25 protein-coding genes and 3 pseudogenes are annotated in these 26,145 nt (G+C 47.0%); 4 read left to right on the top strand and 24 right to left on the bottom strand.

Going from position 1 to position 26,145, the window contains the following annotated elements; translation table 11 throughout:
• Nucleotides 1–9: 9 nt before the first annotated feature.
• Nucleotides 10–2,438: pseudogene (gene lon, locus D791_RS07510) on the bottom strand (endopeptidase La).
• Nucleotides 2,439–2,590: 152 nt separating this feature from the next.
• Nucleotides 2,591–3,184, bottom strand: a complete 594-nt coding sequence (gene nfuA / locus D791_RS07505; RefSeq protein ID WP_036509787.1) for a Fe-S biogenesis protein NfuA — start codon at nucleotides 3,182–3,184, stop codon at nucleotides 2,591–2,593.
• 152 nt (nucleotides 3,185–3,336) lie between these two features.
• Between nfuA and rlmD the strand changes: the two genes are divergently transcribed.
• Together rlmD and D791_RS07495 are read left to right on the top strand one after the other, a co-directional pair.
• The gene (rlmD, locus tag D791_RS07500) at nucleotides 3,337–4,677 is read left to right on the top strand and encodes a 23S rRNA (uracil(1939)-C(5))-methyltransferase RlmD (protein ID WP_036509785.1); all 1,341 of its coding nucleotides are present in this window, start codon (nucleotides 3,337–3,339) and stop codon (nucleotides 4,675–4,677) included.
• The gene (locus D791_RS07495) at nucleotides 4,674–5,294 is read left to right on the top strand and encodes an RluA family pseudouridine synthase (RefSeq protein ID WP_036509783.1); all 621 of its coding nucleotides are present in this window, start codon (nucleotides 4,674–4,676) and stop codon (nucleotides 5,292–5,294) included. Before rlmD ends, D791_RS07495 begins: the two co-directional genes overlap by 4 nt.
• 9 nt (nucleotides 5,295–5,303) lie before the next feature.
• On the opposite strand, the gene D791_RS07490 is transcribed toward D791_RS07495, so the two are convergent.
• The 4 genes from D791_RS07490 to dapA are packed head-to-tail and all read right to left on the bottom strand — an operon-like array spanning nucleotide 5,304 to nucleotide 9,323.
• Nucleotides 5,304–6,254 carry a 2-hydroxyacid dehydrogenase gene (locus D791_RS07490; protein WP_036509781.1) on the bottom strand — a complete coding sequence of 317 codons (951 nt, stop codon included), beginning with the start codon at nucleotides 6,252–6,254 and terminating at the stop codon, nucleotides 5,304–5,306.
• A 12-nt stretch (nucleotides 6,255–6,266) separates the two neighbouring features.
• Nucleotides 6,267–6,992 carry a phosphoribosylaminoimidazolesuccinocarboxamide synthase gene (gene purC, locus D791_RS07485; protein WP_036509779.1) on the bottom strand — a complete coding sequence of 242 codons (726 nt, stop codon included), beginning with the start codon at nucleotides 6,990–6,992 and terminating at the stop codon, nucleotides 6,267–6,269.
• 49 nt (nucleotides 6,993–7,041) lie between these two features.
• Nucleotides 7,042–8,436, bottom strand: a complete 1,395-nt coding sequence (bamC, locus tag D791_RS07480; protein ID WP_036509777.1) for an outer membrane protein assembly factor BamC — start codon at nucleotides 8,434–8,436, stop codon at nucleotides 7,042–7,044.
• Nucleotides 8,433–9,323 (bottom strand): 4-hydroxy-tetrahydrodipicolinate synthase, encoded by an 891-nt coding sequence (gene dapA / locus D791_RS07475; RefSeq protein ID WP_036509775.1) that lies wholly within the window; start codon nucleotides 9,321–9,323, stop codon nucleotides 8,433–8,435. The genes bamC and dapA overlap by 4 nt, the downstream gene beginning before the upstream one ends.
• 180 nt (nucleotides 9,324–9,503) lie before the next feature.
• Between dapA and D791_RS07470 the strand changes: the two genes are divergently transcribed.
• Nucleotides 9,504–9,971 carry a peroxiredoxin gene (locus tag D791_RS07470; protein ID WP_036509773.1) on the top strand — a complete coding sequence of 156 codons (468 nt, stop codon included), beginning with the start codon at nucleotides 9,504–9,506 and terminating at the stop codon, nucleotides 9,969–9,971.
• A gap of 49 nt (nucleotides 9,972–10,020) precedes the next feature.
• Here the strand turns inward: D791_RS07470 and D791_RS07465 are convergent, their stop codons facing one another.
• Together D791_RS07465 and D791_RS07460 are read right to left on the bottom strand one after the other, a co-directional pair.
• Nucleotides 10,021–11,103 (bottom strand): AI-2E family transporter, encoded by a 1,083-nt coding sequence (locus D791_RS07465; RefSeq protein ID WP_036509771.1) that lies wholly within the window; start codon nucleotides 11,101–11,103, stop codon nucleotides 10,021–10,023.
• A 32-nt stretch (nucleotides 11,104–11,135) separates the two neighbouring features.
• On the bottom strand, nucleotides 11,136–11,372 hold the full coding sequence (locus tag D791_RS07460) for a sulfurtransferase TusA family protein (RefSeq protein WP_036509769.1): 237 nt from the start codon (nucleotides 11,370–11,372) through the stop codon (nucleotides 11,136–11,138).
• A 143-nt stretch (nucleotides 11,373–11,515) separates the two neighbouring features.
• Here D791_RS07460 and D791_RS07455 point away from each other — a divergent pair, with 143 nt between their 5' ends.
• Nucleotides 11,516–12,961: a M48 family metalloprotease gene (locus D791_RS07455; protein WP_036509767.1), complete on the top strand. Its 1,446-nt coding sequence runs from the start codon at nucleotides 11,516–11,518 to the stop codon at nucleotides 12,959–12,961.
• A 46-nt stretch (nucleotides 12,962–13,007) separates the two neighbouring features.
• Here D791_RS07455 and nadA read toward each other — a convergent pair.
• The 16 genes and pseudogenes from nadA to aspS all read right to left on the bottom strand — a co-directional run bounded on the left by nadA (nucleotide 13,008) and on the right by aspS (nucleotide 26,074).
• Nucleotides 13,008–13,981: pseudogene (gene nadA / locus D791_RS07450) on the bottom strand (quinolinate synthase NadA).
• A gap of 156 nt (nucleotides 13,982–14,137) precedes the next feature.
• Nucleotides 14,138–14,824: a 7-cyano-7-deazaguanine synthase QueC gene (gene queC, locus D791_RS07445; protein WP_036509765.1), complete on the bottom strand. Its 687-nt coding sequence runs from the start codon at nucleotides 14,822–14,824 to the stop codon at nucleotides 14,138–14,140.
• Between the two features lie 12 nt (nucleotides 14,825–14,836).
• Nucleotides 14,837–15,676, bottom strand: a complete 840-nt coding sequence (ybgF, locus tag D791_RS07440) for a tol-pal system protein YbgF (RefSeq protein ID WP_051514326.1) — start codon at nucleotides 15,674–15,676, stop codon at nucleotides 14,837–14,839.
• 8 nt (nucleotides 15,677–15,684) lie between these two features.
• Entirely contained in the window at nucleotides 15,685–16,206 is a 522-nt protein-coding gene (gene pal / locus D791_RS07435) for a peptidoglycan-associated lipoprotein Pal (RefSeq protein WP_036509763.1), read from the bottom strand.
• Nucleotides 16,207–16,255: 49 nt separating this feature from the next.
• The gene (gene tolB / locus D791_RS07430) at nucleotides 16,256–17,548 is read right to left on the bottom strand and encodes a Tol-Pal system beta propeller repeat protein TolB (protein WP_036509761.1); all 1,293 of its coding nucleotides are present in this window, start codon (nucleotides 17,546–17,548) and stop codon (nucleotides 16,256–16,258) included.
• Nucleotides 17,549–17,551: 3 nt separating this feature from the next.
• A complete protein-coding gene (gene tolA, locus D791_RS07425; protein WP_036509759.1) occupies nucleotides 17,552–18,562 on the bottom strand; it encodes a cell envelope integrity protein TolA in 1,011 nt (336 codons plus the stop codon).
• A 10-nt stretch (nucleotides 18,563–18,572) separates the two neighbouring features.
• Nucleotides 18,573–18,989, bottom strand: a complete 417-nt coding sequence (tolR, locus tag D791_RS07420) for a protein TolR (protein ID WP_036509757.1) — start codon at nucleotides 18,987–18,989, stop codon at nucleotides 18,573–18,575.
• A 9-nt stretch (nucleotides 18,990–18,998) separates the two neighbouring features.
• On the bottom strand, nucleotides 18,999–19,676 hold the full coding sequence (gene tolQ, locus D791_RS07415) for a protein TolQ (RefSeq protein ID WP_036509755.1): 678 nt from the start codon (nucleotides 19,674–19,676) through the stop codon (nucleotides 18,999–19,001).
• Nucleotides 19,666–20,109, bottom strand: a complete 444-nt coding sequence (gene ybgC, locus D791_RS07410) for a tol-pal system-associated acyl-CoA thioesterase (RefSeq protein WP_081763775.1) — start codon at nucleotides 20,107–20,109, stop codon at nucleotides 19,666–19,668. Before ybgC ends, tolQ begins: the two co-directional genes overlap by 11 nt.
• A 97-nt stretch (nucleotides 20,110–20,206) precedes the next feature.
• Nucleotides 20,207–20,494 (bottom strand): TraR/DksA family transcriptional regulator, encoded by a 288-nt coding sequence (locus D791_RS07405; protein WP_036509751.1) that lies wholly within the window; start codon nucleotides 20,492–20,494, stop codon nucleotides 20,207–20,209.
• An 88-nt stretch (nucleotides 20,495–20,582) separates the two neighbouring features.
• Nucleotides 20,583–21,596 (bottom strand): Holliday junction branch migration DNA helicase RuvB, encoded by a 1,014-nt coding sequence (ruvB, locus tag D791_RS07400; protein ID WP_036509749.1) that lies wholly within the window; start codon nucleotides 21,594–21,596, stop codon nucleotides 20,583–20,585.
• Nucleotides 21,597–21,613: 17 nt separating this feature from the next.
• Nucleotides 21,614–22,236: pseudogene (gene ruvA / locus D791_RS07395) on the bottom strand (Holliday junction branch migration protein RuvA).
• 6 nt (nucleotides 22,237–22,242) lie between these two features.
• Entirely contained in the window at nucleotides 22,243–22,935 is a 693-nt protein-coding gene (locus D791_RS07390) for a trimeric intracellular cation channel family protein (RefSeq protein WP_036509747.1), read from the bottom strand.
• On the bottom strand, nucleotides 22,932–23,447 hold the full coding sequence (gene ruvC, locus D791_RS07385; protein WP_036509745.1) for a crossover junction endodeoxyribonuclease RuvC: 516 nt from the start codon (nucleotides 23,445–23,447) through the stop codon (nucleotides 22,932–22,934). The genes D791_RS07390 and ruvC overlap by 4 nt, the downstream gene beginning before the upstream one ends.
• Nucleotides 23,448–23,472: 25 nt before the next feature.
• Nucleotides 23,473–24,210: a YebC/PmpR family DNA-binding transcriptional regulator gene (locus D791_RS07380; RefSeq protein WP_036509743.1), complete on the bottom strand. Its 738-nt coding sequence runs from the start codon at nucleotides 24,208–24,210 to the stop codon at nucleotides 23,473–23,475.
• 100 nt (nucleotides 24,211–24,310) lie between these two features.
• Nucleotides 24,311–26,074 (bottom strand): aspartate--tRNA ligase, encoded by a 1,764-nt coding sequence (aspS, locus tag D791_RS07375; RefSeq protein WP_036509741.1) that lies wholly within the window; start codon nucleotides 26,072–26,074, stop codon nucleotides 24,311–24,313.
• Between the last annotated feature and the right edge of the window lie 71 nt (nucleotides 26,075–26,145).

Raw genomic sequence — 26,145 nt, 5'->3', positions numbered from 1 at the left:
GGGCTCACATTAATGTGTACTTACTTGCCCTGGCTCAGGTTTTACGCCACTCGCTTCCTTACCTACGATTTCAGGATCTGTTTCCGGTAAAGGCTCGGGGTAACGAACAAGCGCTATCTCCAATACCTCATCAATCCATTTTACCGCTTTTATGTTCAGATCAGCTTTAATATTTTCAGGTATTTCTTTTAAGTCCCGCTTGTTCTCATCCGGTATGATGACCGTCTTGATACCACCACGATGAGCCGCCAGTAACTTCTCCTTCAGACCTCCGATGGGAAGCACTTGACCTCGAAGTGTAATCTCACCCGTCATCGCAACATCAGAGCGAACAGGGATACCTGTTAAAGCTGACACTAACGCTGTACACATTCCGATACCAGCGCTAGGACCATCCTTCGGTGTGGCACCTTCGGGTACATGAATATGTAGATCATGCTTCTCATGAAAGTCTGGAGCTATGCCCAGAGACTTACCACGATGACGCACGACTGTCAGCGCTGCCTGAATCGACTCTTTCATGACATCACCTAAAGATCCGGTATGTATCTGACGTCCCTTTCCAGGCACAACGGCTGACTCAATTGTCAGGATCTCTCCTCCAACTTGAGTCCAAGCCAAACCTGTAACTTGTCCTACCAGATCATCTTCTTCGGCTTTGCCATATGTATGTTTACGAACACCGGAGTAATCTTCTAGATTTTCAGATGCAATCGTTAACGAGCCTGCAGCCACTTTGGCTAACGCCATCTCACGAACAGCCTTACGGCAAATTTTCGCGATTTCTCTTTCAAGCCCACGAACACCAGCTTCGCGCGTATAATAACGGATCAGATCAATAACTGCAGCATCTGAAATCACAACTTCACTATCTTTTAATCCATTTTGCTTCAATTGTTTCGGAATAAGATAGTTACGCGCAATATTTAGCTTCTCATCCTCGGTATAACCCGGAATACGGATGACTTCCATACGATCAAGCAATGGACCAGGAATGTTCATTGAGTTGGATGTACAGACGAACATAACGTCCGAAAGATCCAAATCAACCTCAAGGTAATGGTCATTAAACGTACTGTTTTGCTCTGGGTCTAACACCTCTAGCAGTGCAGACGATGGATCCCCACGATGATCCATACCCATTTTATCAATTTCATCTAACAAGAATAGAGGGTTTTTGACGCCCGCTTTGACAATTTTTTGGACCAGCTTGCCCGGCATCGAACCTATGTACGTGCGTCTATGACCTCGAATCTCAGCTTCATCTCGAACACCGCCCAGCGCCATTCGGACATACTCTCGATTAGTTGCACGTGCAATCGATTTACCTAAAGAGGTCTTACCTACCCCAGGAGGCCCAACTAAGCATAAAATTGGCCCTTTCAGTTTTTTAACGCGCTTCTGTACCGCCAAGTACTCAATAATCCGCTCTTTGACCTCTTCTAAGCCAAAGTGATCTTCGTTGAGAATCTTATCCGCACGTTGCATATCTAGGCGTACTTTAGAACGCTTATTCCACGGAATTTGCAACATCCAATCAATGTAACTTCTCACCACCGTGGCTTCAGCACTCATAGGAGACATCATTTGCAATTTTTTATGCTCAGCAAGTGCTTTATTTAATGCCTCTTGAGGCATACCAGCACTCTCTATACGGCGACGCAGTTCATCCATATCGTTCGCGCCCGTATCATCCATATCGCCCAGCTCTTTCTGAATGGCCTTCATTTGCTCATTCAGATAATACTCGCGCTGACTTTTTTCCATTTGCTTTTTAACACGACCACGAATGCGTTTTTCGACTTCAACCAAGTCAATCTCGCTTCCATTTTGGCCATTAATAATTCTAAGCGCTCACGGGCACCTAGCATTTCCAATACTTGCTGCTTCTCTTCCAACTTAAGTGACATATGAGCTGCCAGCGTGTCAGCCAACCGACCAATATCATCAATATTCTGAAGCGAGGAGAGAACTTCTGATGGAATTTTCTTATTTACTTGAATAAAACGCTCGAACTGATCCAGCGCCGAACGTTTATAGATTTCGGACTCAGCTTCAGAGATTTCTTCAGTGACTAAGGGACCCAATGTACACTCAAAGTTACTCCCTTCGTCTGTCAAACATTGGATCTCAGCGCGGTACTCGCCTTCGACGAGAACCTTTACTGTTCCATCTGGGAGCTTTAGCATTTGTAATATATTGGCAACCGTTCCCACATGAAACAAATCAGACGCCACAGGTTCATCTTCTGAAGCACTCTTTTGCGCGACCAATAGTATCTGCTTATCTTGTGCTAACGCCTTATCTAGCGCATTGATTGACTTCGCACGGCCTACAAACAATGGAATAACCATATGAGGGTAGACAACAACATCACGAAGCGGCAATACGGGAAGCTCAACGTGAATTGCGCCATCTTTTGCTTCTAAATGATCCATAATATGCGTGCCTCTGTGCCGAGCAACAACTCAGGTTGAGTTGTGCAAAAATACTTTCTAAGACTATGGGGACATCAACCGAAAAAAACAAGCCGATAACCCATAAGAAGGTTACATTTGTACGACTTGTTTTCCGATTTAGTGCAAGAAATTTACTTATAGTAAGCGTTAGATGTGTTGGTGTGATCCGTAACGTCCCTGACGCCGATTAAGCCGGGTACCTTTTCAATCAATGTTTTTTCCACACCGTCTTTAAGGGTTAAATCCACTGCGCTACACCCTTGGCACCCGCCTCCAAATTTCAAAATTGCCAAAACCCCCTGCTCCTCTTCAACCAACTCGACCAATTTCACCTCACCACCATGAGCCGACAGGCCCGGATTGATGTCGGAGTATAAAATGTAGTTGATTTGATCCTGCATTGGACTGTCGGCTGTTACTTTTGGCATTTTTGCGTTGGGGGCTTTGATTGTTAGCTGCCCACCCATTCTGTCTTCTGAAAAATCAATGACCGCTTCATCGAGATAAGGAAGACTGTTTTTTTCCAAATAAAAGCGGAGCAGTTCGTAATCCAACACTTCATCTTCAGAATTCACTTCATCCGGCCGGCAGTATGCTAGACAGGTCTCTGCGTAAGGCGTTCCTGGCTGAGTAACAAAAAGACGAACAGCAATTCCCTCTACGTTCTGTTTCTCAAGAAGCTGAGCAAGATAATTTTCTGCACCTTTCGTAACGTTTATACTCATAATAATTCAGCACTCACCTATTACCATTATTGTTGGAAGCATACACCGAAAATAAACCCGAGTAAATTTATCGGATATTATTCAGTCAAAAAATCCTACTGCCCTAACCGACAAAAGTTGCTAGAATTCACACATCTTTTAAGGAATTCGGTATGCGCCATTTAAATCGTCAAAAAAAACCATCTAAGCCGACCCTCCCTGCTACTCCAGTCGAACTATCCATCAGCCACCTCAGCATTGAAGGAAGAGGTATTAGTCATCTAGATGGCAAAACTGTCTTTGTGCGCGGCGCCTTGCCCAATGAGCAAATTGTGGCAAGAATCACAGCTCAGCACAAACGGTTTGATGAGGCAGAGACCCTTGAGGTACTCAGCGCAAGCCCTGATCGTCAAATCCCCCCCTGTGATCATTACCAGCTCTGTGGTGGCTGTGACCTGCAGCATTTAAACCCTCAAAAGGCCCTTAGCTTAAAATATGCACTAGTGCTGGATCAATTGCAGCGATTTGCACAGTGTCAACCCATACACATGGATAACGCCATACCCTCGCCTTCATTTAACTATCGTCGTAGCGCACGAATTGGTGTTAATCGTTTGCAACGCGATCAAAGTCTAGCGGTGGGCTTTAGACGCAGACAAAGCTCCAAACTTGTCAATATAGAGACTTGCCCAGTTCTCGATACACGCCTTGAACGGGTATTTGAACTCACACGCCATTATTTTTCTGAGCAGCCAGATAACAAATCCTTAACGCATATTGACGCGCTGTTGGGAGATGACTCAGGGGCGCTAACGTTTAGAGTCACTCGCAAGCCCACGAATTCATTCATGTCCGCAATGATCAACCTTTGCAATGATCTAAATCTACAAGGCTGGGTGGAAGACAACGATGGCAATCTATCGCCAGTACAAAGCAACTATCCGGCGCTAACCTACCGCCCGTCGCCTGAAGTCGAACTGAGCTTCAAACCTGGCAACTTCTTGCAAGTAAACAGTCAGATCAACCAAGCACTGATTCAACTTGCACTGGAGTGGCTACAACCCAGTGCTGAGGATTATGTATTGGACTTATTTTGTGGCCTTGGCAACTTCACGCTACCGCTTGCTAAAAAGGCCCACAAAGCAATAGGCGTTGAAGGGATGATGTCGATGGTAAAACAAGCCCAAGACAATGCAGACAAGAATCAAATCCATAATACCGTTTTTTACTGTGCAGACCTGAGCTCTGATGTCAGTCACGCATTCTGGTTCAAAGAGCCCATCACCATGATTTTACTTGATCCGCCTCGATCAGGTGCACACGCTCTTGTCAGCCAAATTGCCTCTAAGAAGGCAAAGAAAATTCTTTACATTGCCTGCAACCCTGCCGCCCTAACGCGCGACACCCAAGTGCTCTGCGCTGCAGGATATCAACTTTCACGTTTTACGGTTTTAGACATGTTTCCTAACACTGCTCATATTGAGTCGGTTGCCCTATTTGAGCGATCTAAATGATTGAAATTATTTTTGCTGACGATGAAATGGTGGTGGTTTCTAAACCTCACGAATTGCTTTCGGTTCCTGGTATTGGTGAGGCCAAAAAAGACTGCCTTGTCAGTCGATTACAACTGGAATTTCCGGGTATACGCATTGTGCATCGTTTGGATTTTTCCACATCAGGCCTCATCGTACTGGCACGCAATGCTGAATCACATCGCCATTTAAGCATTCAGTTTCAAAATAGGGTTCCCAAAAAGCGCTATCAAGCGCTCGTGCATCACGTCGTGAAAGACAATGAAGGAGACATTTCTTTACCACTCACACAGGACTGGGATAACCGTCCTTTAATGAAAGTCGACCACGATATTGGCAAACCATCCGAAACACACTGGAAGTGTATCGAGAGAGCTGAATCCTCAAGTCGCCTGTTGTTATACCCTCACACTGGACGCTCTCACCAGCTGCGCGTGCACTTATTATCAATTGGCCACCCTATACTCGGTGATGTGTTCTACACCCCGGAAAGTCAACACACAGCATTTCCTAGAATGATGCTTCACGCTGACCAGTTGACATTACGACACCCTGTAACCCAAGACTGGCTCGAGTTCTCGTCAGAGTGCCCCTTTTAATGTGACAGGCTAGTTCACTTGGCGTACAGGTGCACCCTTGATAAAGGACGCAATATTTTCGGCGGTCTGCTCAACCAAGTGCATTCTTGCTTGATGACTTCCCCATGCGGAATGAGGAGTCACTATTAGGTTAGGAATAGAGGAATCCAGTAGCACATTTCCCATACGTGGTGGTTCTTGCGACAGTACATCAGTGGCAGCACCACCTAAATGCCCACTGCGCAAAGCATCTGCAAGGTCTTGCTCATTGACAATACCGCCCCGAGCAGCATTGACAATAAAGCTGCCTGGCTTCATACGTGCAATACGCTCAGCATTGATAATATTTCGTGTTTGATCCGTTAACGGACAATGAAGCGTCAACACATCTATTTGTGGCAACATTTCATCTAAAGCCACCCTGCCTAGGCGAGCAACCGCCTCTCCGGGGCGCTCAGCAATGAGCACCCGCATACCAAATGCTCGCGCCAAGCGCTCGACTTCAGCCCCCAACACACCATACCCCAAAATACCGAGCGTACGGTTTTTAAGCTCAAATATGGGGTAATCCAGTAGACAGAACTGAGACGAACGGTTCCAGTCACCCGCTTGAACGCTTCGATGGTAATCTAATAAACGCGTATGCAAGGCCAACATCAGCATCATCACATGCTGGGCGACAGAATCCGTACCATAGGCTTGGCAATTGCATATAGCGATACCCAAACGACTTGCCGCTTGCAAATCAACGTTATTGAGGCCGGTTGCTATAACACAGATTAATCGTAAGCTTGGATTTGCCTGCATGTCTTCCTGAGTAATGACGACCTTATTTGTAATAATAATGTCAGCACCTGCTATGCGCTCAGCAACCTGATGGATATCCGTTTTTTGATACGTATCCCATGAAGTGGCATGTGTTTGCAATAAGCTTAAATCAAGATCATCAAGCCCAAGTGTATCCAGAAAGACAATGCGCATAATCCAACCTAACTATTTAACAGGAGCATCAAAGTCAATGCCTAGTCTACGCCCCACCTCTTCGTAGGCCTCGATAACACCGCCCAAACCTTGACGGAAGCGATCCTTGTCCATTTTAGCACGGGTCTCTTTATCCCACAGACGGCAACCATCCGGAGAGAACTCATCCCCAAGAACCACTTCCCCTTTGTACAAACCAAACTCTAGCTTGTAATCCACTAACAGGATACCAGCATCGGCAAACATTTTTTTCAAGATTGCGTTGGCTCTAAAGGTCAGATCTTTTGCTTTCTCGATATATTTAATATCTGCCCAACCAAATGAAACGATGTGGGATTCATTGATCATCGGATCCCCCAACGCATCATTTTTAAGAAACATTTCAAATGTCGGTGGGTTCAACTCCAACCCCTCTTCAACACCTAAACGACGACAAATAGACCCAGCTGACAAGTTGCGAACAACGCACTCAATCGGCATCATGTCTAAGCGTTTGACCAGACTTTCCGTATCAGACAACAACGCTTCAAAATGTGTCGGTATACCAGCAGCGGCAAGTTTTTGCATCACAAAGGCATTGAACTTGTTATTTACCATGCCTTTTCGGTTAAGCTGTTCTACTTTTTTACCATCAAATGCTGACGTGTCATCTCTGAACAACATGACCATTAAATCTGGGTTGTCTGTGCTGTAAACAGACTTAGCCTTACCTGAGTAAAGCTCCTCGCGCTTTTCCATCTATTGTCTCCACCTACCCAAGCCTCTTTCGAGGCTGGGAATAAAATCATTAAATACCCTGTGGCAACTGATCTTTGATCTGCCAGAGAATTTCTTCAGCAACAATGCCAGGGGCTTCGATTCCCTGGTCATTCAGCACAGTAACCATGACACCCTGACGCATCCGATTCAGCTTCACTTGATAGCGACCTGTATGCTCAACCTCTCCAGTGTTTCGGTTAAAGAAACCACTTTGACCACTGCCGAAAACATACAAGACTCGACCACCCAACCAGATTTTATAGCCCTGCTGATTTGCAGGGTTATCAGGGTCATTCAAATCGAGTGCAATTTCTTCGGGAGAACGACTAGCTGCTCCCATACCTTCCGAACTATAACGAACATTTCCCTCAGGCGTATCATTCGATAAGCCCAATGCATTCGTAATGATATTAGTATTCAACTTGATATCACCGCGGTCAGAATGAAGCCACTCAAAGAAGCCCATTTTCTGAGTATCATCAAAAGGCGTTGACGTGGTGTAGGTCAGATAAAAGATACCGGCTCTTTCATCCCGAGTCCCAACATCAAATCCAGAAGCATCAACAGCAGCATCTAGCAACCCCCATGCAGTTTGTGCATCAGTACTAATGCGTAATGCAGGATTGCCTCGTGAGTCACGTCCTAATTGTGGACGACTGCGCTGACGTTGTTCAAGCGCCAAAAGGCTTTGCGCCGTCGGCTGAGCAGAGGTGCGACTGAGATATCGCAGCATTTCAAACATCATCTCGGACTGATAGCTTATATCGGCAACGCTTGCATCCCAATCGACATTCGCAGGAACAGCGCCTTGAGCAAACTGTACATGCTGCATACGAATAGAAGTCCGAGCATAGTCCTCCGGATCAGGCCGCACACTGACTCTAATTTTATTATCAGACGGCCCTTCTAAGCCTTGAAGGGTTAATCGCTTAATCCAGCGATCCATGAAGCTGTAATCACGCCCATCTGTTCGGATCCACTCTGTCTCAATTGTGCCCATTCTAGGATCCTTGCGGGCAATATTTACGCCGTTAAACTCCCAGAAATCAACAACCTTTTGCCATACATCCGCGATCGGCTCATCAACAATGATGACCCGATCACCATCAAAACGCTGCAAATTGACTGTCTCGGAACCTGGCTCAGAATAAAAGAACTCTGGCCTCGGCACCTGAAAGCGCTCTTGACTCTGTGTACCGACCAACCCTACATCAGGAACGGTCAACTGATCCTGCATCGGTCGAGCACGGATATGGTCAGGGATTTGCAAACGCTGCCCCCCCTCAGCCAAAGTATAGTCTTGGCTTCGATCTCGAATAATCGCATGCTCACCATAAATTGGATTTTTTTCTACCATGCTGCATCCGCCGATAGACAGAAGCAAAGTGCCTGTCATCACGGTAGATAAACGAACTTTTCTCATGAGTTAACCTTTAATGAGATTCCACTTTCAATCAATGCGTTCCGCACCACTTCATGATAGGGCTCAGACAAAGGAGTTAAGGGCAAACGAATACCTCCTTCCATGAGTCCCATTTCAGCCATTGCCCACTTTACCGGGATAGGATTGGCTTCCACAAAGAGCTTTGTATGCATTGGCATCAATTTGAGCTGCAACGCACGAGCGTCATCTGCACGCCCTTCCAAACCAAGACGGCACAATTCAGACATCTCGGCAGGCGCAACGTTCGCGGTCACCGAAATATTTCCATCACCACCCAGTAAAATCAGCTCTATTGCTGTGACATCATCACCCGAATAAACAGCAAAATCATCGGGTGTTGATTCAATTAAGTACCGAGCACGCTCTAAATTACCCGTTGCTTCTTTGATACCGACAATATTGTCAATTTCGGCTAAGCGCAGAACGGTTTCTGGAAGCATATCACAGGCTGTTCTTCCAGGGACATTATACAGTATTTGAGGGATATCAACGGCTTCCGCTATTGCCTTGTAATGTTGATAGAGTCCTTCCTGAGTGGGTTTGTTGTAGTAAGGTGTCACCAACAAACAGGCGTCCGCTCCAGCGGCCTTTGCGTCACGCGTTAAAGCAATGGCTTCACGTGTGGAGTTCGCACCTGTTCCAGCAATCACGGGGATACGCCCTGCCACTTCATTCACAATAAATTGAATAACTTTTGTATGCTCTTCACAATCCAAGGTAGCCGACTCTCCCGTTGTTCCGACGGCAACAATGGATGCGGTTCCCTTTTCAACATGAAACTCGACAAGCTTTTTGAGCGCAACCCAATCAACATCGCCATTTTCTAACATCGGGGTTACTAGGGCTACGATACTGCCGCGAATCATTTTATTCTCCACTTGTCTTTATATCAGGGTATGCTAGGGGGTCCATACCGACCACGCAACTCACAGGGTTAATATATCATCCTGCTTTTGCTATTGTTTATTCCATTCTAAACGAATAAGGGCCCCGAAGCGTAGTAGAAAGGGCGTTTTAGTTAAGGTTTTTTATCAAGAGGACAAAATATGTCAACCGTACAGCTGCACGAACCCATTCCCGACTTTACAGCCACCGCCACAAGCGATAAAACCATTGCGCTAAATGATCTTAAAGGGCGGAACTGGGTGATCTATTTTTACCCCAAAGACAGCACTCCAGGCTGCACAACCGAAGGCCAAGATTTCAGAGATCTGTATTCGTCCTTTCAAGAAGCGAACACTGAGATTTTCGGCGTTTCACGTGATAGCCTTCGCAGCCATGAAAATTTCAAGGCAAAACAGTCTTTCCCCTTCGAGTTGATTAGTGACGCAGACGAAACACTTTGCCAGCTCTTTGATGTCATTAAATTAAAAAAAATGTATGGCAAAGAATCACTCGGTATTGAAAGAAGTACATTCTTAGTGGACAAGGAGGGGGTTTTACGCCAAGAGTGGAGAAAGGTAAAAGTCGCTGGCCATGCGGCTGAGGTTCTTGAAGCGGCCAAAATACTTTAACCCTTCCAGAAGCACAGCCGACTCAGGCGAGCAGTCGGCTGTGCATGAATCACTCAGACTCCTTTTCAATCTGAGCCACATGCAACTCCATTGCGTTTGGCCAAGCATTGACGATTGACTTAATAAGAGTCGCCAATGGAATCGCAAAGAAGACACCCAACACTCCCCATATGCTTCCGAACAATAAAACAGCCACTATGATGGAGACAGGGTGCAAATTCACAGCCTCGGAAAATAAAATGGGAACAAGCACGTTACCATCTAAGGCTTGAATGACAAAATAAGCGATCATCAGGGTAATAAACTCACCACCCCACCCCCATTGGAAAAAGGCAACACCTGCAACGGGCAATGTCACCAATGCTGCACCTATGTAGGGTATGACAACCGACAGACCCACCATGAGCGCCAAAAGCGCCGCGTAATTTAATCCAAGAAACTTAAATACGACAAATGAGACCGCACCCACTATCAGAATTTCGATCACTTTCCCTCGAACATAATTGGCTATTTGGGCATCCATTTCGGTCCAAATCCGACGCATCATATCGCGCTTATCAGGTAGATACGCGGTCAAACTCTGAGTCAAATGATCTCCATCTTTAAGGAAGAAGAACACTAGAATAGGAACTAAAATCAAATAAATAAGCAGTGCGACAATATTGGTAATCGAATGCAAGGAGAAGGTCAGCGCCCACTGCCAAGCTTTACCTATCTCATTTGCAGCCATGGCAATGAACTGCCTGATTTGCTGTTCAGACACCAGATCAGGATAGCGCTCTGGCAACAAAATCAGAACATTTTGCACCTCCATGACCATTCGTGGCGCCTCATTTAACAGCGTAATCAACTGACGCCAAACCTGCGGCATGATAAACAACATAAAGGCCAAAAACATGGCCATAAAACTGACAAAAACTACAAAAACCGCGACTTTCTTAGGTAAATACGGACTGAGACGATTCACGCCTCCCTGCATCAAAAAGGCCAGAATAATGCTAAAGAACACTGGAGCCAAAGCTTTACCTAAGGTCAGAATGACAACCAACCCCACTGCCAACAAGAAAAAGAACAGCAATGCTTCTTCATCTGAAAAATAACGATGTATCCACTTTTTCAGAATATTAAGCATGCTGGCATCTCCTACTAATGGCAAGCTCACCTTTACCCACGGCGTATAATGTAAACATAGGTTCCCTCCTGCGTGAACGTTTCTAGCATCGAATGGTCTGACTGTTGAACATAGACATCAAAGTCTCTAACGGATCCTGAGTCAGTTGCGATAACCTCTAAGACCTGACCTGCCAACATCTTATTTAAGGCCTGCTTAGCCTTTAATAGCGGCAGTGGACAATGCAGACCGGATGTATCTAAGCGCTGGTCTATGGTATGTTGATGCATGAAAATGACCCTCGAATGACAAATAGCTGACGATATAATGAAAGGCACGCCATCATAGTACTATTTTATGCTCTGTATAGTATTACAACCTTTATTTATTACAACCTTATCTCCTATTCACCCCTAACCTTGGGAGGTTACAGTTGAAACATTTGCTAATTGCGACTCTAATCAGTGGAATGCTGTTTCATCCTTTGCTATCGCCAAAGGTGATAGCCCAATCATCGCTACCAACCCTGTCCGATAGTTTATCTTCATCTGTGACGCTGGATAGCGAGTATCGGTTAGGACGAAACTGGGTTCGAATGCTAAGAGGACAAGCCCCATTACTATCCGACCCGCTCACTTGGCATTATGTAGATGATTTACTTTGGGACTTAGTGCCTCATAGCCAAATCAATGACAGGCGTCTAGAGTTAGTGATGGTCGACAACCCAACGTTTAATGCCTTTGCTGTTCCCGGAGGTATTGTCGGTGTGCACGGGGGCCTTATCCTTGCGTCTGAAAATGAGGATGAGCTCGCATCCGTTTTAGCGCATGAATTGGCACACTTAAGTCAGCGGCATTTTGCACAACGGATTGAGGAGGAACGCCGCAATCGACCAATGGTTCTCGCAGGCATATTAGCGGGCATTCTGATTGCAGCCGCAGACACTCAAGGAGGAACCGCCGTATTATCCTCGACAATGGCCGCATCGGCTCAGTCACAACTTGCCTTCAGCCGACGCAATGAAGAAGAGGCAGACCGAGTCGGCATGCAAAACCTGGTCTCCGCTGGTCGTGACCCTCATGCAATGCCGCAAATGTTCTCACGCTTGCAACGAAATTATCGCTTCTACGGACAGCGCATGCCTGAATTTTTACTTAGCCATCCTGTTACTGAAGCCCGAATCGCAGACTCCCTCAACAGAGCCGCTGCATTACCTACACCGCGAGCAAGACCCTACTCTCCTGACTTTGATATCATCCGAACGCGCATGCAAGTCCATTATGCGCACCAAGCCAATGATATCTATAGAAATTTTCAAACACTTGCTCAGTCAGAGCCCAGCGACCTCAATCACTATGGTGCGATGCTGGCAGCAACACGTATAGGGCAACTTGAACAAGCACATGTGCATTTTCAAGCGTTATCGCCACAATGGCGGCAACATATGTACATACGAGCCAGCTATGTTGAACTGCTGTTAAAACGCCAAGAGCTCACCCAAGCTTTAACTGAAAGCCAGCAACTGCTCCGACTCTACGCCGGATCGCTGCCTATTTTAAAACTTCACGCCAAAGTACTTCGTGAATCTGGGCAAGCGCAAGAAGCAACAGCTGTATACAAACAGATTGTTCGCGACCATCCCAATGATGTTGAGACATGGTATGAGCTTGCTGAGGCTGAAGGCTTAGTGGGCAATATAGCGGGCGTACATGACGCTCGAATTGAGTATTTTTTACTGACTGGCAACTTTGACAGTGCGATACGACAGGTCGAGTTTGCTAGACGCGAACGCAATATAAGCCCAACAGACCAAGCTCGACTTGATCGAAAAGAAGCAGAAATCCACGAAATTAGACGACAAATAAAAGAAGATTTTTAAAAAGAGTGGCCACTGCGCAACAGATATCCTGAGTGGCCAAATTCCGTTAGGCTTTTTTAACTGGAAAATCCAGCATTCGCTGCAAAGGAACTCGCGCCTTCAGAATCAAGTCCGAGTCGACATAGACCTCATCTTGACCGTCGCGAAGCGCGTTACGAATATTTTCTAAGCCATTCATTGCCATCCATGGGCAATGTGCACAGCTGCGACAGGTTGCACCTGTGCCACCTGTCGGCGCTTCAATAAAGGTTTTATTTGGAGCCGCTTGCTGCATTTTATAAAAAATACCGCGATCGGTTGCGACGATAAACATCGGGTTGTTCATGCTTGCCGCTGCGTTAATTAACTGACTGGTTGAGCCCACCACATCAGCCAAAGCAACGACTGCCTCTGGCGACTCTGGGTGCACTAGCACGGCCGCATCGGGATAGATTTTTTTAAGATCCATCACACCCTTTGCTTTAAACTCTTCATGAACAATGCAAGCACCATCCCACAGAAGCATGTCAGCACCTGACTCACGTCGTACATAATCCCCTAGGTGTTTGTCTGGTGCCCAAATGATCTTTTCGCCCTGCTCTGCCAAATGCTCGACGACTTTGAGTGCAATACTTGAGGTCACCACCCAATCCGCTCGAGCCTTAACCGCCGCCGATGTATTTGCATATACCACTACGACATGATCGGGATGTGCATCACAGAACGCCGAAAACTCATCAATAGGGCACCCTATGTCTAAAGAACAGGTTGCTTCTAAGGTTGGCATTAAAATGCGCTTTTCAGGCTGATGATTTTAGCCGTCTCTCCCATAAACTTTACCCCAGCGACCAGAAGCGTCGAGGCATTATGGCGACTACCAAATCGAGCCATTTCGAGTGAATCAGATACGATGCCTCCCGTTTCTTCAGCCAATTGCTGAATGACAGGATCGGTATAATAATGGGCAACTAAACAAGCATCTTTCTCGTTCAGTAATGATTTAATTTCTTCTTTTAATTGATTTGCTTCGTCCAGACTCATTGCAGAGGGCAAGTGCTCTTGAGCAAAATGCTCCTGCACAAGAATACGATCTGAGAAATCATGATTACGTGTCATTTATCAATCCGAAAACTATGAGGACTGGTCACAAAGACCAAAAGACAAATAATACCACATGACTTAACTAAAGATAATCGACTAGCGTGGGGAGTAGAGCGTCGGATCCGCCACACCCGCATCAGCAAAGCCTTTCGCACGTAAACGACAACTGTCGCAACGACCGCAAGCCCTGCCTTCGTCATCCGCTTGGTAGCAAGACACAGTTGCAGCATAGTTCAAGCCAAGCGCTAATCCTTGACGAATAATCTCTGCCTTAGTCAAATTAATCAAAGGAGTTTCGATGCGTATAGGCTGCCCCTCAACACCTTGACGGGTTGCTAACGCAGCCATATCTTGGAAGGCTTTAATAAACTCTGGACGACAATCAGGATAACCGGAATAATCAACCGCATTCACCCCTATAAAGATTGCCTGCGCATCTAAAACTTCTGCCCAACCTAAGGCCAGGGATAAAAAAACCGTATTACGAGCGGGAACATAAGTAAGAGGAATACCTGGCTGCTCCCCTTCCTCTGGCATTTGCAGACTGTGATCCGTCAGTGCTGATCCACCAAAATCTTCAAGGTTCAAACGTAAAACCCTGTGATCAGCAACATGCAAAGACTCAGACACACGACGAGCCGCATTCAACTCCGTCAGGGAGCGCTGACCGTAATCAAAACTCAAAACGTAACATTCATAGCCACTATTTTTGGCAATGGCCAACACGGTTGCCGAGTCTAGACCGCCAGACAACAACACTACTGCACGTTTTTTTTCTAACATGAATCTATAGCCTTAATTATTAGCTGCTGGTCTAAACCGTTGAGCCAAGGAGGCCGCAGTACTTTGCGGATACTCAGAAATGACTAAACTCAACACATTACGAGCACGCTCATGCTCGCCCAACTGAGAATAGGTTACCCCTAATTTATAGAGGGTATCAGGAATTTTATGGTGGGATGGAAAATCAACCATCACTTTCTCAAAAGCTGTTCTAGCTTTTTCTGGATTTTGTTGAGCTAAGTGAAGCTCGCCTATCCAATAATACCCGTTAGCCGTGCTATCCTTATTTGGATAGGTCACTACAAACGCTTCAAATGCCTTTAAGGCTTCATCAAACTTACGCTCCCGCACCAACTCGAAAGCACTCGCATACGCCGCCTGATCACTCACCAAACCCGAACCCGCTTGAGCAGACTGAGATGACGTCGAAGCCGGACTGGATGTGCTGGAGGTTGAGGCTGTAGAGGGTGGTGTTGCTGTTGATTCAGACCCCATATCAACCGAAGGAGGCGGCAGCGCCGCTCCTCCAGCCGAGAGAGCGGCATCTTCGTTTTCAAGAGCCGCTTGCATGAGCACACTTATCCTACGATCGACATCACGGTAGCGATCTCTAGAGTCAGTCTCTAAACGATCCACTTTATGCTGCATCGTTTCTAACTCTCCGCGAAGCTGCCGCACCTCTTCCTGTAACTGAAATAATACCTGTACCATTTCAGACTGGCTTGACTGGTAAAGATCCTGGCTTGGATCTGAACTGACGCCACTGATTTGCAAAACAGGTACTTGTGCCATGCTGTGCATGGCGACAGGATAAAGGGCAATAAGGATGGCTGATCGTAGTAAGTGTCTCATAGTGTTATTTATCGACTAACGTATTTCAGCTCAACACGACGGTTTTGTGACCAAGCACCTTCGTGATTGCCAGATACAGCTGGACGCTCTTCACCGTAGCTGATGGTCTCGATTTGACGTGCATTAGCACCGTTTACAATCAATAAACGCTCAACAGCTTGCGCACGACGCTCGCCCAGTGCCATGTTGTATTCACGAGTACCACGCTCATCAGCGTGACCTTCCAAACGAACAGACGCTGATGGGTTACGTGACAAGTAACGCGCATGCGCTTCAAGATCAGAGAAACCATCCTGTCTTACCACAGAGCGATCAAAGTCAAAGTAAAAAACAGTACGAAGGTTTGCAACATCAGCCCAGCTACCACCAGAAACATCAGATCCCGTGCCAGATCCATAAGCCGCTGCACCGCCTGCCGCGTCAGAACCCATTGCACCTGAATCCGTTTTGGTGCTCTTTGAACCACAGCCTGCAGCAAAAGCCATAACGGCCGCCAACGCCAAAGCTTTACTTAAGTTGGTTGAACGCATTTTTTTCTCCCAAGCGGGTCTCAGACCCAATCAATTATTGAATATCAGTTTATCTAAGAAAAGGCGACCACGCAGGCTCTCTAACGTCCCCTTGCGGAACAGGCATATTAAAACGCACTCTTCCATCAATTGAAACAGCACCAAGAACGCCTCTTGATCCCTGCTGAGTTGCATAGATGATGATGGTACCATTTGGAGCTATACTTGGCGACTCATCATAATCGCTGTTGGTCAAAATATCCAGACGACCATTCTGTAGGTCCTGAACGGCTATCTGAAAACGGCGCGAGCTTCCCCGATGCACCATCGCTAAAAAGCGACCATCCTGAGTAAGCCTTCCCGCAGCGTTGTAGTTACCTTCAAAGGTCACTCGCTCAACTGCGCGGGTATTAAAGTTGTACTTATAAATCTGTGGCGAACCACCCCTATCAGAGGTGAAGTATAATGAGCGCCCATCCGGTGCCCAGAAAGGCTCAGTATCAATAGCACTGTTGTTGGTAATACGTTCTAAATGACGACTGCTTAAATTCAGAACATACACTTCTGGGTTTCCATCCTTCGACAATACCATCGCCAATTGATTACCGTCAGGCGACCAAGCAGGAGCGCCGTTAAGGCCCGGGAAGGACTGAACCTGTTCACGCTGCCCCGTAGCCAAATGCTGAACATAGATGGCAGGTCTTGATGTTTCAAAAGACACATAGGCAAGTCGACTTCCATCAAATGACCAAGCGGGTGACAGAATAGGCTCACTTGACTCCAACAGAGTTCTTGGACGCATGCCATCCCAGTCAGACATTTGCAATCTAAAGCGTTGACGATCTGGCCCTAAACTTTCAGCCGTCACGTAGGCTAGACGAGTCGAAAAGGCACCCTTAATTCCGGTGAGCTGCTCAAACAGAATATCTGAAACATAGTGAGCCAAATCCCTAAGATTTGTGCGAGAACCACTGACCTGCTGAGAATGAATCGTTTGCTCTTTAAGAACATCATACAACTCAAAGGTTAAGCGAACCTGATCCCCACCAACAGACTCCATTCGACCAATCACAAGATAATCGGTAGACGACATCCGCCAATCTCGAAAAAAGACTTGGCTTTGAGCCGTTGGAAAACTCAGCATATTTTCACGCGCCAAGGCCTTAAAGAAACCCGTTCTTTCCAAGTTTTGCTCAACAACGCGAGCAACGTCTTCATCTAATGCCTGATCACCGCGCCATTCAAATGGAACGATTGCGATAGGACTCTGACTGTCAACTCCCTGTGTAACTTCTACGACCAACTGTGCACTAACCCAAGTACTCATCGTAAGCACGAATGCACACACTATTGCTCTAACCATAGACTACCACCTCAATCCTTCAGGCCTGAATACGACTTGTGTTCGTCTCAAGCGCCGTTCAAATAATAAAGGTTCAACTTCTGCAACACGCGGAAGCCGCTCTGTACGCCTTGCTGCCTGCTCTGCAGATCGATCGAACGCAGCATCACCGCTGCTTTTAATAATACGAACATCACTGATTTCACCGTTTGGCATCAAGTGCAACTCAATGACTGTTTCCATCCCATTTCGCGCAGTTGCTGGAATACGCCAGTTTTGCGTCAACATTGCACTAATATAGCTACCAATGTCACCAATTACTGCATTTGCAGCCGCCTGTGCCGCTGCCTGAGCTGCCGCTTGAGCTTCTGCCTTCGCTTTTTCCTCAGCCGCTCGGCGCTGCTGTTCAGCCACTTCACGCTGCCTTGCCTCTTCTTGGCGTTGACGCTCAGCTTGAGCGGCTGCTTCTTGACGCTGCTTTTCTTCTGCCGCTTTACGTGCCTCTTCTTCGCGCTTACGTTCTTCGGCCGCTTTTTGGGCTGCGAGCTCTTGTTCTCGCTTACGCTCGGCCTCTGCTGCTGCCTGCCGCTCTCGTTCCGCTTTTAGCCTTGACTCCGCCTCGCGCTGAGCCACTAATTCTCTCTCGCGCTGCTGCTCGGCTTCCTTCCGTTGCTGTTCTTGTCGTTGCTGCTCTTGCCGCTGCTGTTCTTGCCGCTGCTGCTCTTGCCGCTGCTGCTCTTGCCGCTGCTGTTCTTGCCGTTGCTGCTCTTGCCGTTGCTGCTCTTGCCGTTGCTGCTCTTGCCGTTGCTGCTCTTGCTGAACAGCCTGCTGATTTCTGTTTTCCGTTACCTGCTGGCTCGCGGTCGCATCCGGCAAGCTTAAAGACGCCAGATCAATCATCTGCGCTTGAATTTGCCTTGCTACCTTATGCTCGGGCTTTGCATGATCAAACCAATGACCCGCAATGATAAATACAACCACTAAATGGACAAATGTTGCCAAAATCGTAGGCACAATGTAATTGCGATTATTCACAACACAAAACCTATTCAGTTACCAAACCGACGCTAGGAGCGCCAGCTTGCTGCAAAAGGACCATTAATTGAATAATCCGATCATACTCAACCTTTTTATCCCCACGCACCAACAGCATCTTTTGCGGATTAACGTTCAATATTTTCTCGACCCTATCTCGAATAATATCGCCCGACACGGCCTCTTGATCATCGCCACCCACATTAATGTAGTAATTCCCCATTGCATCAATGGATACGATCAAAGGCTCTTCATCGTCTGTTTGTACTGGATCTGCACTTGCCTGAGGCAAGTCCACATTCACACCTTGGGTCAACATTGGAGTTGTAACCATGAAAATAATCAACAGTACTAACATCACGTCAATATAGGGTACGACGTTGATTTCAGAATTTAAGCTTCGTTTTTTACGCGTCCGCCATTCCATGCTCAACCCCTACAGTGCATGAACGCGACGATAAAGGATACTAGAAAACTCATCCGCGAAAGTTTCATAATTACCCATTAAGGCTTCGGCTTGTGCCGAGAAACGGTTGTACGCTATAACCGCTGGGATAGCCGCAAACAGACCAATTGCTGTCGCAATCAATGCCTCTGCAATCCCTGGAGCAACAGCCGAAAGCGTAGCCTGTGCTACATTTGCCAAACCACGGAAGGAGTTCATGATCCCCCACACAGTTCCAAACAAGCCGATATAGGGGCTAGTAGACCCCACTGTCGCCAGAAAGGAGAGATGCTTCTCCATCTTTTCCTGCTCACGCGACATAGCGACCCTCATGCTACGTTGAACACCTGCCATCACAACATCAGGATCGGCATGGCCTTTTTGGGTCAAGCGCGTAAATTCACGCAAGCCAGCCCTAAAGATATTCTCCGTTCCACAATCATCATTAGGTGTATGGTTAACCTCTCGGTAGAGTTGACCTAAGTCAATACCCGACCAAAAGCGCTCATCAAACTCCTGCATCGAACGCTTGGCGTTGCGAATGTAACTTCGACGCTCAAAAATCATGATCCATGATAAAAATGAGGCCAAAACCAACACCAGCATTACTAGCTGTACGACCAAACTGGCCTCTAAAATAAGGCCCCAAATTGACAACTTATCCTGCACCTTTTACTCCTGCTCGGTCAGTAGAGAGTTCTATCGTTTCTGATACACACATTTTCAGCCCACTCGGGAGCCTGCGAGGCTTTTTCGAATCAGCACTCACACAGACAACCGTTACATGGGCTGTACATAATAATTCGGAATCGGATTTACGGCGAATTGACTGTTTGAACAACAGTTTTGCTGCGCCTGAAGCTTCGATTGCAGCTTCGACTAATAGTTCATCATCAAGACAGGCGGGCTGAAGGTATCGGCTCTCCAATTGACTAACGACAAATAATACATTATCCGCAGACAAGGACTGCTGCGAAAATCCAAACGAACGAAGCATTTCTGTTCTCGCTCGCTCCATGAACTTCAAGTAGTTTACGTAATAAACAATACCGCCAAAGTCAGTATCTTCTATATAAACTCTTTGCTCCAGGGTGAATGACATTACCCTCACCATATGCATAATTCAGACGACACAATATCAGCCGCTCAAATTTATACAAGAGGCAAAGGACTTTATAGAGAAATTTTTTTCGCATACCTTATTCGATTTTATACCGACTTGAACAAGCCAAGCAGTATCGCACCAAAGGATCAGCTTTTAAGCGGTTTAATTCTATTGATTCGCCACACGAATCACAATAACCGTAGCGACCTTCAGCGCATTTGCACAGCGCCTGTTCACACTCACGTATCTCAAGTTCCAGAGACGGAGGAAGCTGCCTGTTTGACTGCAGCAACAACTCCCTTTCATCCAACAGATATTGACGCATCTGCTTTAGCTCTTCTTGAACATTCGAGCGTGCTGATAACCTCACTGACTGAACCATTATCTCACCCGGAATCTCAATCGCTACGTTCAGATTCCATAGTAACAAGCACAATCAAAGAAACGTTGATCAGCGTCAGAAAAACGTATTATTCTGACGTCTTTTTTAACAAACCGAAGTGCGCATAGGCATGATCAGTAACCACTCGACCTCGCGGCGTTCTCATAATAAAGCCTTGCTGAATCAAGTAGGGTTCGAGCACATCTTCAAGCGTATCCCGCTCCTCACTAATGGCAGCCGCCAAACTATCGACACCGACGGGCCCACCATCAAACTTTTCGATCATCGCTAACAGCATACGCCGATCCATATGATCAAAGCCGCGCTCATCTACATTCAACATATTCAATGCAAGGTCAGCAATTGCCGCTGTAATGGCACCATCTCCCTTGACCTCCGCATAATCTCTTGCACGTCGCAATAATCGATTCGCAATACGTGGCGTCCCCCTAGAGCGCTTTGCAATCTCCCTTGCCCCATCAGGATCAATCGGGGTTTTCGTCAAAGCCGCAGCACGAGAGACAATAGACGTAAGGTCATCAACAGAGTAATACTCTAAGCGCTGAACAATCCCAAACCTATCTCGCAGCGGCGATGTTAGCAACCCTGCGCGTGTCGTTGCCCCCACCAGCGTAAATGGCGGCAACTCTATCTTGATTGACCTAGCCGCCGGACCTTCTCCGATCATAATATCCAGCTGATAATCCTCCATTGCTGGATACAGAATTTCTTCGACATTTGGGCTTAAACGGTGTATCTCATCAATGAATAAAATATCGCCCGCTTCCAAGTTGGTCAACATTGCAGCGACATCCCCTGCTTTTTCAAGCACAGGCCCTGATGTTGTCTTGATTTGCGTCCCCATCTCATTCGCAATGATATTTGCAAGCGTGGTCTTTCCTAGACCCGGCGGGCCAAAAATCAACGTATGATCAAGCGCTTCATTACGATTACGTGCGGCATGAATAAAGATTTCCATCTGTTCTCGGACAACAGGCTGCCCTTGATAATCCGCCAACGTCTGAGGCCGCACCGTTCGATCCTGAACTTCCTCGACTCGACTGACAGGCTTAGGCGTTAAAAATCGATCTGCTTCTATCATCCGCACACACTTCCCAATTAACTAATCATCGATTTCAACGCATGGCGAATCAGATCCTCGGAACTCGCCTGAGCACCCAACTGCTTGTACACCTGCTCTACAGCTTTCGTTGCCTGAGCAGGCTTATAACCTAAGGCCGCCAATGCACTTTCAGCTTCCAAGCGACTGTCCATACGCTCAACTTCCACTTGAGGCGTGCTAATTTCAGGAGACAACAAATCATGCGCAGATGAAAAACGTTTTTTCAAACGGTCTTTCATTTCAATAATCAGACGCTCGGCTGTTTTTTTACCCACACCTGGAAGTTTACATAAAGTCGTTACATCTTCTAACTCTACACAACGAATAAAGCATCGCCTTGCGTACCCGACAAGATTGTAATGGCCAATTTAGGCCCAACGCCGTTGGTCTTAATCAGCTCTCTAAACAACCCTTTTTCTTGAATATCCGCAAACCCATACAACAACTGCGCATCTTCTCTGACCACCATATGAGTGTACAAGGAAACCTCTTTCCCCACCTCTGGTAGCCGATAAAATGTATTCATTGACGCTTCAATCTCATACCCCACTCCTGCAACATCTAACAACATAAAGGGAGGATTTTTCTCAAGCAAGATTCCACGCAAATGTCCAATCATGGGGCATCATTCCTCTGGATGTTTAGATTTTTTGAACAAACGCCGCAAGAGACGGGGCAAACGGGGTGGATGATCCATACCCGCCAAAACAAAGACAGGTAAACGCAACTCCAACACTATCGCGAGCATTCTAACGATAAAAATAATGGCGATCGTGATTAAGGCGAGCAAACCCGACTCAATAATGCCATGCAATGACACGTAAAATATTGCCCCAAGCAATGCACAGGTCGCGTAGAATTCATCGTGTCGCAAAATACCGGGGATTCGAACCGTCATTAAATCACGGATCATCCCACCCGCGCAGCCCGTCACCACGGCCATAACCACCGCGATGGTTGGTGTAAAACCCAACGACAGTGCTTTTTCAGCCCCAGCCACCGCAAACAATGCTAGACCCGCGGCATCGAGTGTCAGCAAGGCTCGCCGCGGATAAGGTCTATAACGACATACTGCAAAGGTAAACAATGCAGCAATCACGGCCGTCCACAACAGCACGGGATCTGCAATCCAAATTAATGGATGTGCATTCAAGCAGAGATCTCGCAGCGTTCCTCCACCCAAAGCCGTCACAATTGCCAGCACAATGACACCAAACATATCAATTTGGCGACCTTGCGCCGCTAAAACCCCTGTTGCAGCAAACACCGCAATACCCGCCAAATCGGCATAATAGACAAACTCTGTCACCTCAATCATCGCCAACGCCCTCCACGACCTGAGTGATGTGTAACAACACTCAATAAAGAGCTACGAGAATGAGCATGACAAAGCGCAATCGCTAATGCATCAGCAGCATCCGCTTGTGGCAATCCAGGTAATTTCAAAATATGCGAAACCATGTGTTGAACTTGTGTTTTATCAGCGGAGCCTGAGCCCACTACCGACTGCTTTACTTTTCTTGCCGAGTATTCATAGACAGGTAACGACTGATTACTCGCGGCCACGATCGCCACTCCACGCGCCTGACCGAGCTTTAATGCAGAGTCTGCATTGCGAGCCATAAAAACCTGCTCTATGGCGCACTCTTGGGGGAGGTAACGCTCAATAATTTCCGTCACGCCGGCATACACTTGGCGCAAACGGTCCGGCAGCTCATCTCCTTTGATGCGGATACAGCCGCTGGCAATATACTCGTTTCGACCCGATACACTGTTAATCACACCGTACCCTGTAATCCGTGACCCCGGATCAATACCCAACACAATCATTCAGATCTCTCTGTATAAAGAGGCATTACTCCATTGCCTCTTCCGGTATATTGGCGTTATGAAAGACATTCTGTACATCATCAAGATCTTCCAGAACATCCAGCAAACGCATAACCTTTTGCCCGGCTTCCAAATCGAGATCTATCTGTGTTGACGCCACCATGCCAACCTCAGCGTCCACAGGTGCAAAACCCGCATCCACCAACGCCTGCTTAACATCCATAAAGTCTGCCGAGCTGGTTAAGACCTCTACAGTGCCTTCCTCATGGGTCACGATGTCTTCTGCTCCCGCCTCAAGGGCAACATCCATGATCATATCTTCAGTGACAGGTGCCTCAAACACTATCTGGCCTCGCTTAGTGAACAAGTAGGCAACAGAGCCATTCGTTCCTAAATTGCCACCGTGTTTAGAAAAAGCAGCCCTTACCTGCGACACCGTACGATTAATATTATCGGTCATGCATTCAACAAGAATCGCAACACCACCTGGCGCATAGCCTTCATACGTCAGCTCATCGTAGTTTTCACCTTCGGCTCCACCCACTCCACGCTGAATAGCTTTATCGATTGTATCGCGCTTCATGTTAGCGCCCAGCGCTTTATCTACGGCAGCCCTAAGGCGAGGATTGTCCTCAGGTGCACCACCCCCTTCTTTTGCAGCCACCGTCAATTCGCGGATCAGCTTGGTGAACACCTTGCCACGCTTAGCATCTTGAGCCGCTTTTCTATGCTTTATATTGGCCCATTTGGAATGACCTGCCATGCTACTCCCTCACTTTCGTATCGAACACGTCTCTAAGTAATACGCGTATAAAGTAAAAAGGGGCACCTGAGCACCCCTTTTAAGATTTCATATGAATCTATCAGGGTGCTTTTCGCACTTTGATATTGAGCTCTCTCAGCTGCGCTGCGCTAACCTCACCCGGCGCGTCTGTTAACAAACAGGCTGCACTTTGGGTTTTCGGGAAGGCAATCACTTCACGAATGGATGAAGAGCCCGTCATTAACATAACTAGACGGTCCAAACCAAACGCCAAACCTCCGTGCGGAGGCGCACCGTAGCGCAATGCATTTAGCAGGAAGCCGAACTTCTCTTCCGCTTCTTCATCGGTAATGCCCAGCACCTTAAAGACGGCACGCTGCATTTCCTGATCATGGATACGAACCGATCCACCACCAAGCTCAGTTCCATTCAACACCATATCATATGCACGAGACAACTTGCCTTCAGGCTGCTCAATCAACTCGGCAGGTGTGCAATTGGGTGAAGTGAATGGGTGATGTAGAGCGGTTAAGCCACCCTTTCCATCGTCCTCGAACATTGGGAAATCCACGACCCACAAAGGTGCCCACTCGCACTGATGCATTTTCAAGTCTTCGCCGACTTTTAAACGCAGAGCACCGAGTGCTTCATTAACAACTTTCGCTTTATCTGCACCAAAGAAGACCAAGTCTCCGTTTTTCGCACCAACACGCTCCATGATTTTTAAAGCGACATCTTCGCCCAAAAACTTAACAATCGGAGATTGTAGGCCTTCAGCACCCTGAGCAAGATCATTGACCTTAATCCACGCCAAGCCTTTTGCACCGTAAATTGAGACAAACTTGGTGTAATCATCAATTTGCTTGCGCGTTAACTCAGCACCACCAGGTACATTCAACGCAGCGACTCGTCCATTTGGATCCTGTGCAGGCGCTGCAAAGACTTTAAAGTCCACTGCGGCCACCAAATCAGCCACATCGACAAGCTCCATCGGAAAACGTAAATCAGGCTTATCCGAACCGTAACGCTGCATTGCCTCAGAGTATGGCATGTGCGGGAAGTCACCCAGCTCGACATTCAACAATTCGCTAAACAAACCGCGAATCATGGTCTCGGTGATGGCAATAATTTCATCCTCAGACAAGAACGAGGTCTCGATATCAATCTGAGTGAATTCAGGCTGACGATCAGCACGAAGATCCTCATCTCTAAAGCACTTCGCAATTTGATAATAGCGGTCAAAGCCAGACACCATTAACAACTGTTTAAACAGCTGTGGTGACTGTGGCAACGCGAAGAAATGACCTTCGTGGGTACGGCTAGGAACAAGATAATCACGCGCACCCTCAGGTGTTGCTCGCGTCAAAATAGGGGTTTCAATATCAATAAACCCGTTATTTTCTAAATAGTTACGTATATAGTGCGTAATTTGTGAACGGAAACGCAACTTACGCTGTATTTCAGGACGACGCAAATCAATAAAACGATTGCGCAAACGAACGTCTTCACCGACTTGTTGATGTTCATCCAGCTGGAAAGGGGGCGTGTCTGACTTGTTCAGAATACGCAGTTCTTTACCCAAAACCTCTATGTCGCCCGTTGGCATGTCTTTATTTTCAGTTCCCGCAGGACGCGCACGAACGCTGCCACGCAACTCAATGACGTATTCGTTGCGCACACTGTCTGCCAACTTGAAAGACTCGTGCCTGTCAGGATCAAACACGACTTGAGTGATCCCTTCACGATCTCTAACATCAAGAAAGATAACACCACCGTGATCACGGCGACGGTGAACCCACCCCATGAGAGTAATGTCTTGGCCGATATGTTCTTTGCGAAGATCGCCGCAATAATGGCTGCGCATGATTGACTGTTCCTGTTCCCGTAACTGTAAAAGCAAATAAGCGCGGGATTATACCCTATTATCTCGGGCCT

It is taken from the genome of Nitrincola nitratireducens (genome assembly GCF_000585235.1).
GTDB lineage: Bacteria > Pseudomonadota > Gammaproteobacteria > Pseudomonadales > Balneatricaceae > Nitrincola > Nitrincola alkalisediminis.
Note: the sequence above shows the minus strand (reverse complement) of the source record. Positions and strands in the feature narration are given on the sequence as shown.